This is a genomic window from Psychrobacter sp. CLB018, from assembly GCF_041222815.1.
Classification (GTDB): Bacteria; Pseudomonadota; Gammaproteobacteria; order Pseudomonadales; family Moraxellaceae; genus Psychrobacter; species Psychrobacter faecalis.
The window spans coordinates 1,173,911-1,192,389 of record NZ_CP166085.1 but is presented as its reverse complement, the minus strand read 5'-3'; the positions used below and the strand labels follow the sequence as shown (position 1 = coordinate 1,192,389).

At 36.7% G+C, this 18,479-nt stretch carries 11 protein-coding genes and 1 pseudogene; 2 read left to right on the top strand and 10 right to left on the bottom strand.

Annotated features, from left to right (window positions below):
- Positions 1-143 precede the first annotated feature (143 nt).
- Together AB8P72_RS05160 and AB8P72_RS05155 are read right to left on the bottom strand one after the other, a co-directional pair.
- Positions 144-1,484 (bottom strand): amidase, encoded by a 1,341-nt coding sequence (locus AB8P72_RS05160; RefSeq protein ID WP_369958143.1) that lies wholly within the window; start codon positions 1,482-1,484, stop codon positions 144-146.
- Positions 1,484-2,761, bottom strand: a complete 1,278-nt coding sequence (locus AB8P72_RS05155; protein WP_369958142.1) for an MFS transporter — start codon at positions 2,759-2,761, stop codon at positions 1,484-1,486. The genes AB8P72_RS05160 and AB8P72_RS05155 overlap by 1 nt, the downstream gene beginning before the upstream one ends.
- 112 nt (positions 2,762-2,873) lie before the next feature.
- Between AB8P72_RS05155 and AB8P72_RS05150 the strand changes: the two genes are divergently transcribed.
- Positions 2,874-3,827, top strand: a complete 954-nt coding sequence (locus tag AB8P72_RS05150) for an Lrp/AsnC family transcriptional regulator (RefSeq protein WP_369958141.1) — start codon at positions 2,874-2,876, stop codon at positions 3,825-3,827.
- Between the two features lie 281 nt (positions 3,828-4,108).
- Here AB8P72_RS05150 and AB8P72_RS05145 read toward each other — a convergent pair whose 3' ends face one another.
- The 8 genes and pseudogenes from AB8P72_RS05145 to drmB all read right to left on the bottom strand — a co-directional run bounded on the left by AB8P72_RS05145 (position 4,109) and on the right by drmB (position 17,073).
- A complete protein-coding gene (locus tag AB8P72_RS05145; RefSeq protein ID WP_369958271.1) occupies positions 4,109-5,257 on the bottom strand; it encodes an IS256 family transposase in 1,149 nt (382 codons plus the stop codon).
- Positions 5,258-5,807: 550 nt separating this feature from the next.
- A pseudogene (locus tag AB8P72_RS05140) lies at positions 5,808-6,304 on the bottom strand (transposase); the annotation flags it as partial.
- 171 nt (positions 6,305-6,475) lie between these two features.
- Positions 6,476-6,973, bottom strand: coding sequence for a single-stranded DNA-binding protein (gene ssb, locus AB8P72_RS05135; RefSeq protein WP_369958140.1), 498 nt, complete (start codon positions 6,971-6,973; stop codon positions 6,476-6,478).
- A gap of 240 nt (positions 6,974-7,213) precedes the next feature.
- Positions 7,214-7,378, bottom strand: a complete 165-nt coding sequence (locus AB8P72_RS05130; RefSeq protein ID WP_369958139.1) for a transposase — start codon at positions 7,376-7,378, stop codon at positions 7,214-7,216.
- Between the two features lie 219 nt (positions 7,379-7,597).
- Entirely contained in the window at positions 7,598-9,175 is a 1,578-nt protein-coding gene (locus AB8P72_RS05125) for an NERD domain-containing protein (protein WP_369958138.1), read from the bottom strand.
- Positions 9,172-10,758, bottom strand: coding sequence for a hypothetical protein (locus tag AB8P72_RS05120; RefSeq protein WP_369958137.1), 1,587 nt, complete (start codon positions 10,756-10,758; stop codon positions 9,172-9,174). The genes AB8P72_RS05125 and AB8P72_RS05120 overlap by 4 nt, the downstream gene beginning before the upstream one ends.
- Positions 10,755-11,966, bottom strand: coding sequence for a hypothetical protein (locus AB8P72_RS05115; protein ID WP_369958136.1), 1,212 nt, complete (start codon positions 11,964-11,966; stop codon positions 10,755-10,757). Before AB8P72_RS05115 ends, AB8P72_RS05120 begins: the two co-directional genes overlap by 4 nt.
- The gene (gene drmB / locus AB8P72_RS05110) at positions 11,959-17,073 is read right to left on the bottom strand and encodes a DrmB family protein (protein WP_369958135.1); all 5,115 of its coding nucleotides are present in this window, start codon (positions 17,071-17,073) and stop codon (positions 11,959-11,961) included. Before drmB ends, AB8P72_RS05115 begins: the two co-directional genes overlap by 8 nt.
- Positions 17,074-17,418: 345 nt before the next feature.
- Between drmB and AB8P72_RS05105 the strand changes: the two genes are divergently transcribed.
- Entirely contained in the window at positions 17,419-18,288 is an 870-nt protein-coding gene (locus AB8P72_RS05105) for a hypothetical protein (RefSeq protein WP_369958134.1), read from the top strand.
- The last annotated feature ends 191 nt before the right edge of the window (positions 18,289-18,479 follow it).

Here is an 18,479-nt window from a genome sequence, read left to right as displayed (position 1 = left end):
GTATTAGTTATTGTAAAATCCTCTGCTACTTTTGCAAGAGGTCTATTTTTTATAACCAAAAAGAAACCACCTTATAGGTGGTTTCTTTTCTACTAAAAACTTTAAAATAAGCTCGGATCTTAAATAACGGTTATTTTAAAGGATTAAATAACAGCAATTTCAGGCTGAATGCCAAGTCTCGAAACAATTAACTTAGCTTGCTCTAATAATAAATGATCATTGTCATTGTAAGAGACTAACTGCACCCCCATCGGTAGGTTCTCCGAGTTATTACCTATTGGAAAGGTAAAGCATGGAGCATTGAGATAGTTAAAAGGTCGTGTATAGTCTCCGACATGAGTAAAACTTGTGTCTTGCGCATCTAATTCAACAGCAAAAATTGGGCTAACTGGAAGCAATAAGAACTGACTGTCAACCAATGAGTTCTTAAATGTCTGTTCGAATAAAGTACGCTGTTCAATTGCGTACTGATAATCTTCTAAGCTAATATTTTTTCCGCGTAAGACTCGTTCTCGTACTACTTTCCACATTTCGTTTTGCATGTTTTCTGCATCTTTGCCGTGATACAAGTAACTTTCATAAGCAATTATTGTGGACGTATAATTAGACAGCGTCTCAAAATTGAATTCGGTAGGCAGATCCCATTTTTTAAGTACAAAGCCATGAGCTGTTAATTCCTTTAACAGCTTATTCCATAACTGTAATATCTCATCATCTAATGGATATGGGAAATCTTCTTCAGATAAATAATACAACTCATTAAGATCATCACGAAGTAGAGGAATCTGCGTATTACTAAGCAATGGATATAGCTCAAAAATATCTTCACTTCTTAAAGAAATCGGTCCTAAAGTATCTAATGTTTTAGATAACGCCACTACACCAGAGGAAACAATCTTATCACTCGATGGTTTAAATCCGAAGATTCCATTTAATGCTGCAGGTGTACGAATGGAACCTCCTGTGTCACCGCCAATGGATAAGGGGCTCAATCCAGCAGCTACAGCAACACAAGAACCAGATGAAGATCCACCAGGCGCTAACTGCTTTTTAGACCAAGGATTGAGTGGTGTACCTTGAATGGGGTTTTGTCCAGAAAGTCCAAAAGCCAATTCCGTCATCTTAACCTTACCTAAGATTACAAAGCCTAAACTTTCAAGCTGTTGAACTAAGGCGCAGCTTTCCTGAGCGATATAGTCTAAATAAACAGTGCCTGCTTGTGTAACATAACCTTTAACATCTAAGTTGTCTTTCAATAGTATCGGCACACCATGAAATTGGCTTAAGCGCTTAGACGTCATATTTAATCTGTCTAACTGCTCAGCCTGTTCTAAGGCATCCGTTTCAAATAACGCTGAAATACAATTTAAATCTTCGTGATTCTTAATACGGTTAATGTAGAATTTAACAACCTCAGTTACAGTCACTTCCTTTCTAGAAATTTTTGCTGCAATCTCAAGTGCAGAAATATTTAATAAATTCATTAGATATCTTCCAGTCTTTTACCAACAGTTTCAGGCATTTTAATAAAGGTTATCAAAGTTAGAATTGCACCAACGATAACCATGAAATAGAAATAATCTTGTTTGCCAATACTTTGCGACCATGTCAAAACATATGGCGTTGTACCGCCTAATATTGCAACCACTAAGTTATAAGGCGCACCAATCCCAACCGCTCTAACTTCTGTTGGAAACTGTTCAGACATAACTGCTGGTCCAATTGATGTGTATAGGGCATAGAGTAATAAACCAAACATTTCAACCAACAGAATTGAACTAAATGAGCTATCCATCCACTTAATCATAGGATAAAAGAATAATAAATACCCTACAGCAAAGAAGATTAATTGTGGCTTACGTCCAATTTTATCGGATAACCAACCGAATAAAGGTTGACTCAACATAAATGCAACTAGTGCAATTGTATTAGCAGCAAAAGCAACTTTCGGTTCCGCGCCTAAAAAATTAATAGCGTAGCTTGGGACATAAATAACAAATATATAAAATGCAAAAGTAGTTAAAATTGAAATTCCAATTATTCTTAAGGTTTCTTTTGGATAGTGTTTAAATAAAACAAGGAGGGGATTTTTAACTTTTTCCTTAGCATGTGTCATTTCGCTGTCAGGCACAGAGCGACGAATCCAAATTCCAACAAGGCCACCCAAAGCACCTATCAGAAAAGGAATGCGCCAGCCATAGGCACCCATTTGCTGATCTGTTAAGATACTGGTTAACAACCAAGCTAAGCTAGATGCTAACAATATGCCAATAGCAGCACTGAAAAACATAAAACTGGAATAGAAACCTCGTTTTTCTTTGGGGGCCATTTCAGATAGATAAGTTGCAGCAGAAGCAAACTCTCCACCCAAAGATAACCCCTGTAACAATCGTGCTAAAACTAGAATGATCGGTGCAAAAACACCAATCGTTGCATAAGTTGGTGACACCGCAATCATTAGGGAGCCACCTGCCATCATTAGAATTGTCGCTGCTAATGCAGCTTTTCTACCGTATCGGTCTGAAAAAATTCCTAATACAACGCCACCAAGAGGTCGCATAAAGAATCCGACAGCGAAAATGGCAAAAGTGGACAATAACGATGCTGTTGGATCATCAGACGGAAAAAACTGCTTGGAAAAGAACACAGCGAAAGTTGCATAAATCGTCCAATCAAACCATTCGACAGCATTTCCTATCGTTCCTGCAAGAATGACTTTCTTTTGTGATACATTCCCGAGTATAGAATTTGAGTTTTTCATATTAGGCTCATCCATAAGTACCTTTATTTAGGTTTTAGACAAAAAATTCCATTTAATATTGTTTTTAGACTTAAAATAAGGTTATATTTAATTTTTAGACAAGTCAACTATTATGAGTGAAATTTTGAGAATAGACGATATAGACAAAGCTTGCATTAATGCTTTATTGGAGAACCCCCGAGGTTCATGGAGAGAATTAAGCTTAGCAAGTGATATTCCTGAGAAAAAGCTATCGAGACGAATTAGTAAGCTTTTTGACGAACAAATTATTCGTACCGTGGTTGAACTCAATCCGTTAGTAGTTAATAAAGGATTTACTGTACATGTATGGCTGAGTATTGAGATAGGTAAAGTAAAAGAAGTTGCACAGTTTTTCTCTGAACGTCCTGAAGTTAGAGTGGTATTCTTAACCACAGGTATGGCAGATATTTTCTTAGAAATTGGTTTGGAGAAGCCTATTGATTTACACCCTTGGATTCATCACTTCGTTACCCAGATAGCAGGTATTAAAACTGTCGAGACACAAGTGGTGTTAAAGCCTTTTTCATGGGCAAGCAAATTGAAAAAGCCTTCTGCCTTTCCCTCTGTAATATCCCAACATTCATTATCTCAAGATGAATTAAGATTCATCCAAGCCTTATCGCAAGATGGACGTATCTCGATAAAAAGCCTTGCCGAAAATATACAGATGAGTGAACACAAAACCCTAAAAATGATGACAGATCTGCTAGAAGAAGAAGTGTTTTCTATACGATTGGACTTTGAGCCCAATCTTATTGGTTATGATACAGAAGCTATTGTGCTCATAAAAGCTAGGCCTGAATCTGTAAGTGAGATTGTGAAAGTGCTTTCTAAAATTGACAATACTAGGTGTTTGTTTGGCATCAGTGGCGAATCACAGTTTTTTTGGCATATATTGTGTAACGATTTATCCGATCTATGGTATTTGACGACTGAGAAGTTGAGCCAACTAGAGGGTATTCAGTCTTGTAATACTAATATGATTACTAACGCTTATAAACGTGCTGGTTATATGCGTAAGGCTGAAACCTTCACTAATTCGTAAGTTAAAAACGGTACAAACTGCGTGCCAGAAAACTCTTCAATTTTTATAAAATCTAAACCAAAAAAGCCTTCTATCACTGATAAATGGCTTTTTTTTGAGCTAAATTTATATTGTTTCCACAAGTTTTCGGCTTATGAGGTGTTATTGAAAATGAGCTGATAATTAAATCGACTCATAAAATCGAGCAAGTTTAAGTAAGCTATATAGATGCACCCGGTTTGATCTAGTGACTCAAACCTTATACTATGAGGAGACCATCCCAGATTCTGTGTAACTGCCCTTTAGATTAAATGCCTGCTGATACGATCATCAAACATAATCATAAAGCGATTAAGAGCAGCCGTCCAGTTACGAATCGGCATCGACCACTTTTTGGATGCCTGCTGGGTTGCCAAGTACACCACTTTAAACGCCGCCTGGTCAGACGGGAACACCTTACGCTTATTCACCGCTGTCCGAATCACGCTGTTTAGCGACTCAATCGCATTAGTGGTATAAATCGCTTTCCTGATGTCTTTAGGATACTCAAAGAACACCGTTAAGCCCTCCCAATTGCTGCGCCAAGACTTGACCACGTGCGGGTATTTATCACCCCACACCTCATCAAAGTGCTCAAGATTGGCCTCTGCTATCTCAAGCGTATCAGCGCCGTAGATGGCCTTTAAGTCAGCCGCTACTGCCTTCTTATCTGTCCATGGCACAAACTTCATGGAATAACGCACCATGTGTACGATACACGGCTGAACCTGAGCGTTGGGGTAGACGGTGTTAATGGCATCAGGGAAGCCCTTTAGATCATCGACACAGGCGATTAAGATGTCTTGTACTCCACGGTTTTGTAGTTCAGTGAGAACCCCTAGCCAGAACTTAGCGCCCTCGTTCTCTGATAACCACATGCCAAGCAGCTCTTTCTTGCCATTAAGACCGACGCCTAGCGCCAGATAGATAGCCTTGTTGATGATCTGCTTATCTTGACGTACTTTGACGACAATGCAGTCCAAATAGATAATAGGATAAACACTGCTCAGCGGCCGGTTCTGCCAAGCGGTGATGTCCTCTAATATGTTATCGGTGACTCTTGAGACAAGAGAGCTTGAGATGTCGACATCGTAGAGCTCTTTAATGCTCTCTACGATCTCAGTGGTGGTTTGACCCTTGGCGTAAAGGAATATGATTTTATCATCGAGACCTGAGATACGGGTTTGATGCTTACTAACGAGTACAGGCTCAAAGCTGCCACCGCGGTCTCTTGGGGTGGAGATCTCAAGATCGCCTGTGTCACTTCGGACGGTCTTTTTAGTGTGCCCGTTACGCTTATTAGGTTTATCCGCCTTTGCAGAGTGGTCATACTCTTCAACATCTATAGTGCTATTTTTATTTGTATTAACTGATATTCCTTGACCTGTTAAAAACTCATCATCAATAGTTATGTTATTACTTAACTGAGTGGCAACCTTTAAAATTAGATGATGAATATTAACATTACTTTTCCAGTAATAATTTCGCACCAACTTGCCTCCATCAGTGTATAGCTTACCGTTATCATCAACATTGTTATCACGTACAGAATCATAAAGCTTAAAATCAACTCCTGATCTACCTATTAGAAAATATACTGTTTGTATAGTATTGCTTTTTGCTAAAGCAAACTTCCATGAAACAGTTCTAGGCACAAAATATTTAAAACCTAATAGTTCTAAATTTTCTACCAAACTTTCCAGTGTTATAGATCCAGTATTCTCTACTTGGTACTGCATATACTCTTCATCTTTAACTACATCACATGAATGCAATTTCTTATCTTGTAAATCATAAGGCCTCCATATGTCTGGAGCTATTTGCTTCCATTGCATGCCATCTTTATCACAATGTTTACATTTAAAAACTGACGCACCCCAACTAGGTTCAAAGCCTGCTTCTGCATTAGACATGTTATTCCTCAAATTTAAAGAAACAATATAAGATAACTATTACCAGGTTATGCAAACGCTCATAACTATAGCGCTCTTTAGTTTCACTATAAGCGGCTCTGACAAGTAGCTCGCACTGGTTACGGTGTATTTGTTGCTCACTGATATCGCGACTCAGCCAGTCGTAGTAGCTTGAATGCTTAATCTTTAGAACACGGCACATAGTAGTAATGCTGGAGAGACTGGTTATCTTTAATAAAGGCGTACTTCACTGACTGTGCTTTGCGAAGTACGCGGTGGCCTTTTTTAATATTTCCTTTCCTTTTCGGCCACTTTAACCTGTCGTTTGAGGCGCTTAATTTCTTCAAGTGAGCTTATAAATTCAAGATCGTATTACTCTGTTCCCTCAAGTTTGCCTTGGTTGGCTTTGTTGTGCCAGCTAGATAAGGTCTGCATAGCGATGCCAAGCTGCTTTGCGGTAGTGGAGATATCACAATTATTGTCCGCTATCTTATTGACGGCTTCTGCTTTAAATTCGTCACTATAGTTTCTTATTTTCTTGGTCATGATAAGCTCCGATTAATACGCTTAGTTTACCAAGTTTACTTATACGTTTTCTTCAGCATGGCTTACATTCGCCTTAGAGCCCCTAAACTCAGATACTCCCTTTTTGAGCCATTACCCCACCAAATAGCTGATGCAAGTCGTTCAAACTTTTTGAGATTTATTTCCAGAATTTTAAAACTCACCGTCAAAGTGAGGAGCGAAAGGAATATCGTCATCTACTGGCCCAGGTGGAAGCCCCTGATTAACATTGTTGTGATTTATTTTATTGTTGGTTGATTGATGGTCGTTCTGAGGCTTTTGACGTTCCGGATGACTGATTTGTTTTGTGTTATCGTCATTGCTATCTAGCATCTGCATCTGGTCAGCGCGAATTTCAGTCGCATAACGATCGCTACCGTCAGGGGCTTGGTACTTACGAGTGCGTAAGCTACCCTCAATATAGACTTTGCTGCCTTTACGCAAATACTGAGCGGCGATTTCACCCAAACGATTGAATAGTGAAACACGATGCCATTCGGTCGCTTCTCTTTTTTCGCCACTTTTTTTATCAGTCCATTGCTCAGAGGTCGCTACTGATATATTGGTAACACTACCACCGTTATTAAATTGACGTGCATCAGGATCTGCACCGAGGTTTCCGATGATGATGACTTTATTAACTCCACGCATAATCTTTCTCTCTTAGTTTGGTAATTATTTGAATAATACATTGTAGTAGCTGCGCGACATTTCGACACGCTTCTTTGCCTACTCTATCAAGGACTCATCAGATTAAATCTTTACTAATGTGTTTGTGTTTATGAAACCTGGCATTGTCCACTACAATCACACAGAGTGTGTTTAAGTTTGGAATAAGTGTGTCTTAGGTTTGGGAGGGGTTACCTTGTCATCAAGTCTACTAATGCAGGTTTAATGCCTACTGACGAGTACAGGCTCAAAGCTGCTGTCACGTTCTCTTGGGGTGGACAACTCAAGCGCATCGCTATCACTGCGAACTGTCTTTTTAATGTACCTATTATGCTTGTTTGGCTTATCAGCTTTCTCATGCTTGAGATAGCCTAAATATGCTTTCATCTCAGCTTCAAGGGCAGTGTCAATAAAGGATTACATGAGTCGCTTTTCAATGTGCTTTGATGTCATCAAAACTATTGATGCTAACAGCTATTTGCTCGGCTAGTTTTTTAATGTCAGTTTAAGTAGTAATTGCTTATTTTCCGGTTAATGAATTATAAGAAGTTACACACTTTTTAGAAAATTCTCGATATATATCGATTAACAGATCTGTACAGACTTCTAAGTTAAGTCGGAATTAGCCCAAAAACAATATAACTTTGCTTTTGCTCTACTCATACCAACATAATGAAGTGAGTTTTTATCATTTGTTGTTAAACACAGTGGATCCTTTAAGTCTAATAAAATGATCACATCGTTCTCAAGGCCTTTAAAGTTAGCTATTTCTGCAAAGGTTATATCTGTAAACGGATATGTTTTGACTTTATAGTCATCAAGTTCAATGATATCCTTCACTTCATGCGCCTCTAAAAGCGATAACAATGACTTCCTCTTTCTAAAAGCAGATAATATGGTAATTGAACCTTTATCTAACTCTGATTGTTTTAACTCTTCTAACAATCTTGATAGCTCTTGACTGAGTGTATCTCGATCTCCAAAAAACTCAGTGACTTCAGGACCTTCTATTAAAGCAGGCTTACCTAAATCACATGCAAGCGATGATTGGATTTTTAATAATATATTACTAGTATTTCTGCAATTAATATTAAGCTTGAAGATTGCCGGATTATTTTGGTCTTTTAGCCAAGCCATGGCATTACTGTCAAATTCAGTGAGAATATTGGACTGATTATTAATATCGTGAAAAAAATACCATTGCCCATTATTAAAGCCGTCTTTTAGCACACTATTAATACGTTCTAAATCCTTAATATTTAAAACATCTTGACCTTCATCCACAACTAAAACATCAAAACAATCAATATCCTCCCTTCTCATCGTGACAGACAACCCTGATATAGTTGTTATTATGAGTTTTTCTGATGGTATAAGAGTTGTTAAGTAATGACGTAACCATGAAGAATGACAAGCTAATAGCACGGTTTTTCCTTGAGCAATGAATCGGCGGCAAAGCTCGGCTGCTAGAAATGTCTTACCTGTACCCGCACCACCGGAGCAAATAATACGCTTGTTCTCCATTGCCATATCAACATAATGATACTGCTCTTCCGTTAACTTTACTGATAAATGATTTACGTTTTCAATATGTGCAAATAAGGGTTGTATAAAATCAAAATCAGGTCGTAAATAATCCATAATATTTCTTACGTCATTATCAGACAGAAACTTAGAATTAGCGGGTCTTTTGTGCCAATAGTCAAAAAAAGAGGTTAGCCAATGTTCAAATTGATGCATATCTCTAGAGTCACAAACTATTTCAGACTCCCACTCTGCGCCATCACGATCCCATATAACATCAGGAAAAATGACGCCATAGCCTAACGGCAAGCGCTCTTGTTCTAACTCAACATAGGCTGTTATTTTTTCATTCAAACCATGTAAAGCACTGTTGGCTTGTTTAAATGGATCTGAGATTTCAAAAATACCATTTCTAGTTTTAGTGACCCACTTGCCACCTTTTTGAGAAACCGTACCACCTTTAACTTCTAGGACAAAAACTCCATAACGACTCACAATAACAAAATCAGCTTCACCAGTTCGTTTATATGCATGGTTTGGTAGCATAATAGAATGAAAAGCTATACACGGATATTCTGTATTGATTGATTTTAATGCTTCAAATACTTGTTGCTCAGCATAGCTATCATTACCATAAGGAATATTGGGTATTAGTTTCATTTTTTATAAGCATCTATTATTTCTTTGAAATCAAACAAGTTATCTTCTTTTACTTTCTCTTGAATAAGATTTTCTAGAATATCTATTTTTATAATTAACCTTAGGTCTAGCAAACCATCTACATTCATACTTCCTTCTTCTATACTTGCTTTTTTTGGAAATGGGAATCTAGATTCAATAAGAGATGAAACCGGTGCTTTCTTGAAATTCCTATCAATCCATAAATATATATCATGTACCAGACAAACTTTTGTAGGATTGGTTTTAATAATATCACCATATAATAATAACGGTCTCGATGGTTCTTTATATTCCACTGTATTATCTTCGTCTATATTGTGTGCATAATCTGCCATTTTGTAAGACAGCCAAGTTGACAAATCATCAATTCTCCTGACTTTATTTGGAATATTTACAATACCGTAACTCATACCAAAAAATATGGCGAGCAGTGAATAGTGAGTCTCTGTGAAATCTGGATGATAATACTTCAGCATAGTTTCTACATGGTCACGCAGAAAAAACATAGTTAATAAAAATGCAAGATTTTTGAAATCAACATCTTCTTTGTATAAATCATTAATAATTAGACGTAAAATAGCTTCTGGATCTTTTTCATTAGTTCGCTCAACTATTTTTTCCAAAGCTTTTGATAGGCCGTGGCATTTACTATTATAGTTTTCGGCCATGTCTAAATTTTTTAAAATATTTAATATAGACTGACAGTTTTCACCATAACTATTAGTTATCGCTACTTTTTTTATAAGTAGCTTATAAATTGTACTAACATCATTTTCTGTACTCAGATCATTAAACAAATAACTGGAATATGGTTCAATTATTTTTAGAATATTTTTATTTTCAATATTACTGCTAATATCATTCCTATAGCTTGGTAAAAACTCTGAAAATAGCTTAAATATATCCGTACTTTCTATACCATTTTTTGTTTGGTAATATAATAATCCTAAGGCCCCACCGTAGGAAAAAATTTTAGAGTAATTTATATTTACATCACTCGGTTGATGCTCTATCTTTTGTTGATTGTCAAATAGCTCTGCACCTCTGTTTTCTTGCTTTAATAATTCATTAAAATGTTTTGAATTTCCTGAAAAAAAGCCATCACTACTACTGAACTTTTCTTCATAAATACTTTGTACAATTTTCTTAGATTTACCGTTTTCTAATAAAATGCGTTTTATCATACTAAAAGGTATTGGTGCAGGGAGCAATATACAATTGATACCTTCCTTATTAATCAAGTTCTTTATGTCATCATGCATCTGGTAGGCTATAGAGCCATTCTTTTCTGATTTGTCGCCCCAAGTGGTCAAATTAGCTATTTGAGCAAAGTCTAGTTGCAAAAAACAACAACTTAAGTTTGAATCTACTTGTTTTGCTTTTTGCACCGCATCAAAAAGATTACCTTCAGAAAAGCAAGAGATATACCCCTTTGGTATATCTTTCGTCATATTTACAACAGGGCCACTTCCCGTAAAGCCTTGTTCATCAAAGATTAAACCATAATTAATAAAGTCTGTAAGATCTTCAGTGTTAGTAACGATATACCAATTTTTACTCATAGCTTACGCCTCTTTAGTATTTCTATCTCTATTTCGTTGCTTTCGCCTTCTGGTATAAACTTGATGACCTCACCTTCTGGCGGTAAGATGGCTTCAAGAACACTATTCTGAACCTGACTCTTAAATAAATATAACTTCTCTCTTGCACGAGAAGACATCACATATAAGCGTTTTTTTAGGCTCTCTTCATTACCAGATATATTTTTAAATCCATCAGTTTGAATAAATACTGTATCAAACTCTATGCCTTTTACAGATTTGTCATTTAGCACAACGATACCACCTTGTCCAAAATTAATACTTACAGCTCCTTTTTGATTAGCCGAATAAGTACTGATAACTGGCGGTGGGTTATTACGCTGTTTATCATCATTACCTAGTCTTCGCATCCAATCTACACGCTTGGTCTCATTAGCGACAAATATACCTATAAGTTTACTAGGATCAAAATCGTATTCCTTGAGAATTTGCTCTTTTACTTTATCTAATACATCATATTCATAAAGTATCGGGATATTGACAGAAGCCCTATTAGGTATGGCTGGTTTTGGACTGGCTTTATCAGTATAAAAATAGCTGCAAAAGGTTGCTATAGGCATAGTATTACGCCAATTTTCTTTTAATTCTATGACATCATCAGAATTTAAAACAAGGCAAGTTTCAAGCTCTGTTCTTGATGAGTGATGTTCTGTAATTTGTTGATTTTGATCAGCCACCACAAAAAAATTTTCTATGCTTAGACTCTCTATAGCCTCATACCATTCAGGTGGTAGATCTTGCCCTTCATCAATTATTAAACTGTGACCACTTAAATTCGCATTATGTAAAGAAAAACGGTCAATTAATACCTCATAATTTGGTTGGTGTGGAGCGACTTCAGGCATCTTTGATATGTTAAATGTATCTGCCGTTCCTTTAACTATTTTCCATTGTAAGTCATACAACCAAGACATTGCAGTATGCATTTTAGTTTCAAAACTGTCATCAACAAGATATTTATTGGCATGGTTCAGCACGTGATTAAAGGTTAGAAAATGTACATCTTCTGTATTTGCTAATGCCTGCAAGCGTAGTAATGCAACGACGGACTTTCCAGTACCTGGTGCCCCTACGATTAAGTACTGACCTTCAGCAGGTAAACGTAAAACCTTGCGTTGATCTTTTGTGAGCTGATCCTGTCTAGGTAATTCAAATATACGTTTAGCCATTTTTATCCCTTATAAAGTCAGCCAAGGCAGGTATTTTAACCTCTGCATTTCCCTTAATAAATACTCTATCCAAGAATACATTGTTATAGCTACAACAAGTATCTGGAACTAATGCACATGCATGACAAGCAGCACGGTTTAACCATGACGGTCCTTGTTTTTCCATTTCGCCACACACAGGATCCAATGAGCACCATTCTGCTTGACGTAGAGCATTATCCAATAAGCGCAAGAACTTACTAGGCTCTACTAAGTTTACTATGCCACCTAATGTGCCTGCTATATCAGGTACAGCTGTGTATATCATAATACCAGCCATACTATCATCTGCAGTAGAGCAATAAATACGCTCTTGCAATGAAGCTGCTGGATAACCAGCTGATGATTCTAGCTCACGCATTAATAAATGTGCAAGCGTGTGCATCATTATGAACCGTGGTGTAGGTACGACTTCATCTGGTAGTATTAAGTCTGATGCTTGATACCTCTGATTTATTTCATTTGCTCGTAACCTAATGTGTTGGTTAGACTCCCACTCTATTAAAAGCTCACTATTTAATGTAAAAAATATACCTTCACCAAACAGTTCTATAGCAGGTAGCCAATCTGCACTTCCGTCTATATCGGGTGGTATGATAATTTGCTCTTCACTTTCATCAGATTCAGTAAGTAAATTGGCTGATTCTATGTCCTCTTTATCAACGTTAATATCTCTAGAGAAACCTTGAAACACCTCTATTACTCTTAGCCTATCGACTGCCACTAGGCTATCAATCATCTTTGATGATAAGTATACACTGTCAGTTTTTGATATATTTTCATCAATAAACTCTAACCAATCATTGGTTAAATGCCGTGTCACGAAATCTGCCCCACTTGGAAAATCAGCTGGCGTTGTAAGTGCAGTATACTCATCATTTATCATATTGGTTACAGTAAAGCTCTCTGTTTCTTGACCCTCCAAACTTGCTATTGCATCCATAAGTACTTTTTCTGAACATTTTAATTTCGTAGTAGCAGCTTTTATTTCTCGCTTTTTTTGTAATGGGCGGGTCGCATTCTGGATAGCACTTAATAATTGAGAGTTTGATTGCAATTGATAAGCAATAGAGTTTCTATCTATATTAGATTCAGGTGGTATAACCAAAGCTCGCTCTGTATGGGGAGTATAAATCCTTGCATCATTAACTTCAGTAATAAGATAGCTATCACCAGACTTACTTTTAAACACAGACTTTTCAAAAGAATTCTTAGCATTACATTTTGTACAGTAAATCTGTTTTTTCCCCGCTCTTACATTCTTTATCTTAAGGTACGCTGTGTGAGTTTCTTGCACGCATTTATTCTGTTGGTTTCTGTGACATATATAATGCCAAGGTACATCTCTTAATTCACCATTTTTACTAGCCGCACACCATATCACTTGCTTTAATAACTTTTTAGAATTCTTACATGTATCAGTTGTACAAAATATTTGAGCATCTATTGATTTACTTTTATTTTCATGCGAGTCCCATGGCCTAAAATGGATAAGATCACAATTAGTACAACGCATCCATAAGGGAAAACGTTGAATAGGTAACGTTTCTCCTTTTACTTCTATATTTTGGCTAGATTTTATTTGAGCTTCAGGTGGTAATAATAGTTTTTTAGTAGTTTGAAAGTATGTTTTTACACGTTCTACTGCATGCAACTCGACCAACTTACTCTCACTTGGCCATTGTCTAGTATCGCTGACCTTGACGAGCCACTCTATTCCATCATAAACTATGGAACCAACTCCAGAATGACCAGTTATATGAGAGAAACGTACTGGTGCAAACCATTTATTACTATAAACAAATTTATTTTTATCTAAATCTATTTCAAACAATGCTGTTTTTTCTACATTACGCATGGAGTTTAATGTTTGCCACACTCCAGAGTATCTATCATTATCAAAAGAAGTTAGCAAGCTTCTCCCAGATTTATCAAATGATTGATACCTTAAATTCATCGCTGAAGAAGCTTCAACTCGCCATTCATTAATTAGTAAATCCAAACTATCATAAACTTCTTGAGTATGATCAGTAGCGGCATTTTTTATACGCTGCTTTAACTTTTTTATAATCTTTGCAGTTGCAGCGGTACTCTCAACTTCACTTAGAAAGTTTTCGGCTTCTGTATTTTTTAACAAACCATTTTCACCATGCCTTAATGCTATTACCAATGCTGCATGCAGAGCTTTATTTCTCACTTGCTCGGTAAATGGCGTTAAGCTAGAAGGTTCAACGAAGCGATAAAAAGAACTATGAAAAGCTCGGAAGTTTTCATAGTGAGATAAACTACGGGCTTGAGTTTTATAATAATTGATGAATACAATGCCAGGAATACTACTACGACCAACACGACTACTAGCTTGTATATACTCTGCTGTGGTTAAAGGTTGTCCATTCATGACCATCAGAGCAAGCCTTGGCTCATCTAAGCCCACAGAAACCATATTAGTTGCTAAAACTGCATCTATAGCATCACTTTGTTTAAAGTTCGAACTTAAAGAATCAAATACTTGTGTATTGGTCTCAGCAGTGTTGCTTCCTGTCAGTAACTTCGTATTAATAGAACGTGTAGGGAAACATTGATAATATAGTTCTGAGATATTATTGCTTTCCAAAGGCTCGCTTCCTGCCGCCCATTTACCACTAACAAACCTATCATATGATGCCTGCGATTTCAGAGCTTCCTCAATTCTTTCAGAATAGTTAGACTCATATTTTTCTGCTTCACCAATAAAGTGGCTCATTAGTAATCGTTGTTGAACTTTAGGGACGTTATTTTGAAAATTCGTTTGACTATTACTTACACCTTTTAGGCTGCCGTGATAAACCATCTGAGTCCACCATGCATCTTTCAGTTCATCTTGTTGATGAAAAAGAATTTGTGGGGTGGCCAATAACGTACCTGCTAAATCTTCAAGACAGTTTTTTCTCTGTCTATTAAAAGCTAGATAGCCCACATAAAGTCTTCCTGGCTTTTCATCTAAGGAAACCTCCTTAGCGAAATAAGAATCTTTTTGACGCAATCCGACTGGTGGAAAAACGGCCATGTCGCGACCAAACAATGCTTTAATCTGTTCTGATGCTTGACGAATTGTAGCCGTAGATGCAATAAACTTTGGAAACACACCTCTTGAAGTTATAGCTGCCTCAAACCCTGTTTCATATATTCCTACAATAGAACCCAGAGCTCCAGAAATAAGATGCAGTTCATCTTGAATAATGAGTTCAGGAGGTCTATTTTTTTTACCACCAAGAAAAACGTTAGCTTTTTCGTCCCATGCAAATCTTGCAAATTTATCAACCGTTGCTATCAGTAAGCTAGGTGGACTATTGTAGAGCGCCTCATCAACCACATTAAATGGTAAGACATTATCTTTTTCTTGACCAAAATCGCAATTGTGGTTATTACAGGTAAAGTGGAAATTGTTTTCATCTACTAAATAATTCTCACTTGAAAACTTATCAGCACACCAAGGACATTCATTTAAGACAAACTTACTAAAATTTTGTTTTTCTTTAAACTCTATGGCTTTTGAAAACAAATTTGGTGATGAATCTCCACCTAACCAAAGACCAACGCTAAAAGGCTCTTCACCTAGCATCGGCTCTTTCCTACGTATAAGCTCGAGTGCGCCTATAACCTTACAAGCACGAACAAACTGCTGAGAGGTTAATAAACGCAAGGTATAACGCATAATAGCAACAGTACCATTACCACTACTCGTATAACTTAATCTTCTATATACAAATAGAAATGCCATTACCCCTAGGTAGGCTTCCGTTTTACCACCACCCGTAGGAAACCAAATCAAGTCAACTAGGTCTCGATAATCATCTTCTTCGTTAATAGTTGACTCTAGAACCATCAAGAAAAAAGCCAATTGGAATGGTCGCCAGATATATTCACGGCTGTTTGGACGGCTTTGTTGCATTTGCGCTAGCATAGCCTGATTGGCTAGTGCGAAAGATTTCTGCACTTTAACATCTGACTCTAGAACAGATATGCCTCTTCTCATCCGCTTAGCAGCTGTATGCATACGTTCGATGATATTACTCGCTGTTATTTGTTCGTCATCATCCTCTGTTTTCTTTAGTTTCTCTTGCGTATTGATCCAATCTAAATAGTTTTCCACAAAATGGTTAAGCTGCTCAAAAACAGCTTCATTAGTTTCTATAGTTTGTAGAAATTCAAAGTCTAATACACGGCTAAATGAATCACTTGTTTCTGCGGTTACTTGAGGCACTTCAAATGAAGGCATAAAATCACTATAAAGCATGATTTCACTATTATTAGCCTCCTGCCAATCTACTGCGACACCATGACCAATAGCATAAACATGTTGATCTTTATAACGTAACTCTAGCTCTTTTTCTTCTTCAGTTAATAACTCTTTACTAACACGAGGGTAATTACGTAAGCATGACTGATCAAAGTGGCAGGTTAACTCCACCTCAAATAAAGAGCCCTCTACCCGCTCTTTCAATTCTTCAAAATAATCATCCCCAATGTTTTGAGGCTGACTATTGTCTTTCGGTGTATTTGATAAGGTAACTGTTACTATCTTTCCATCACCATAAGCACGAACAACAATATCTATTCTGGCCTTTTCTGCATAAATATAATGCGTTGATGATTTATTTATTGATATACCATTTCCATTCCCATCATCGATACCTAACTCATCTAAATATATTTTTTTCCATTGACGTTTACGGCTCTCACTAAGACCACTATCTTTAGAATCTATATGTTCAAACCTTACAGCCTTATAAGATATTTTTATATTAGGTAGACTTGAATCAACATAAAATGAAAAGCCCATAGACGAAGGCGGTTGGTAGCTTTGAGTTGTTTTTGAAGATATTTCTCTATCTTCATCTTTAGCATCATCTTCAACTTCGTCTGATACACCTGCAGGGTATAAAATACCAGTGGTATATCTATTAAATGGATTAGGCTCTACAAGAATTTCTGATTGTATTTTCTCATCAAACTTCAACTTCTCACCAGACAACCTCTCTTTTACCCACTGAACAAAATTTTTACGCTCTTTATTATAATCAACCATTTATAGTACTCAACGAACTGTGAAATATATTAAAAAAACTAGAAGACGAAGCAAATTATGCTCGAGTTTACCACAAGCAGTATGCGCTATGCGTTCAATCCCGTAGAGATAAACGCTGGTTAAGTTAGTTCGGTATAATTACTGCGCATCAAACTGCCCCAAATATATCGGATATTAAAGGCTGCTTTATGGATTTTTAATATTTATACTTAAGACATGCATATATGTATAAATTATTATTTTCTCCAAATTGGTTGACTAAAACCCTGATATTGGCGAGGATAAGATATAGAAATAGCCATGCATCGCTTGATGACAGCTAAATTGAATTAGGCAGGTGAGGTTATGAGCAGTAAAGAACTAAAAGGCTTTGTTTTCCGCGAACAACGTTTTGCCTATCCATCTTCTCATGCTGCCAAACGTATCGCTCAGCGTACATCTATGGATAGTACGGAATTAATGAGCTTGCTTGATAATGGAGCATGTGTGAACATTGGGCAGCATGCAGGTTCATACCGTCGTCATCTACTATTCTTTAGTCCTAAGGACAGTTTCTACTATGTGGCTATCCAAGATGAACGTAATGGAGAAATCATCACCGTTTTACCTCCAGCCTATCATAGGAACTTAGCTTGGAAGATTAGTACTGAGCAATGCCAGATGGCAAGAAAATATTACGAGTCATACAATGAAGCTATTGCAGCATCACAATCTAAAAAGAATGTAGCAGAGCGGCATTACACATTACGGAAGAAAGATTTTCAATCAGTTAAGCATGTCACACTAACTACAAACTCTCACACATATAGAGTATCGGTTCAAGCCCTGTATATTGGTGAATATCTTGCACCTAAACGCAAAACACTATTTAAAATATCTATAAATTACTATATAGATGATTTTGAGGAAAGTGTAAAAGAATTGCTCAAAGATCCAATACTACACACACAAATTGACGATGAAATTCAAAACAAACTTCTGTTTCAAGATAGTATTTATGCATTATGTTTCCGCCAATACAAAGATACCTCAGTTTTTTATAATGTAACATTGCGCAGTCAGTATGAAGCTGAAATTCATGCCGAGCAGCATTATAAATCTCAACTTAAACATATGAGAAATGTATTATCTACTTATTCTAGTTCTTATTTAGCTTTACCCACTCCAACCTGTATGAAGTTACCACGCTTATGCTGGGAGCCTTTTTTAGATTAGATACATTGACCGTTAAATCCTTGATAGCTTCTAATATAAAACCTTACTTCGACTGTACCCCTCCCCTAATTACTGAGCATGCATCCTGCAACATTATCAGATAATGGATTATAAAGTGAAACTAAAACAATACTCACTCAATTATATCTCAGAGCAGTTTATTACTTACCATGACGAGTTTAAGCAACTTT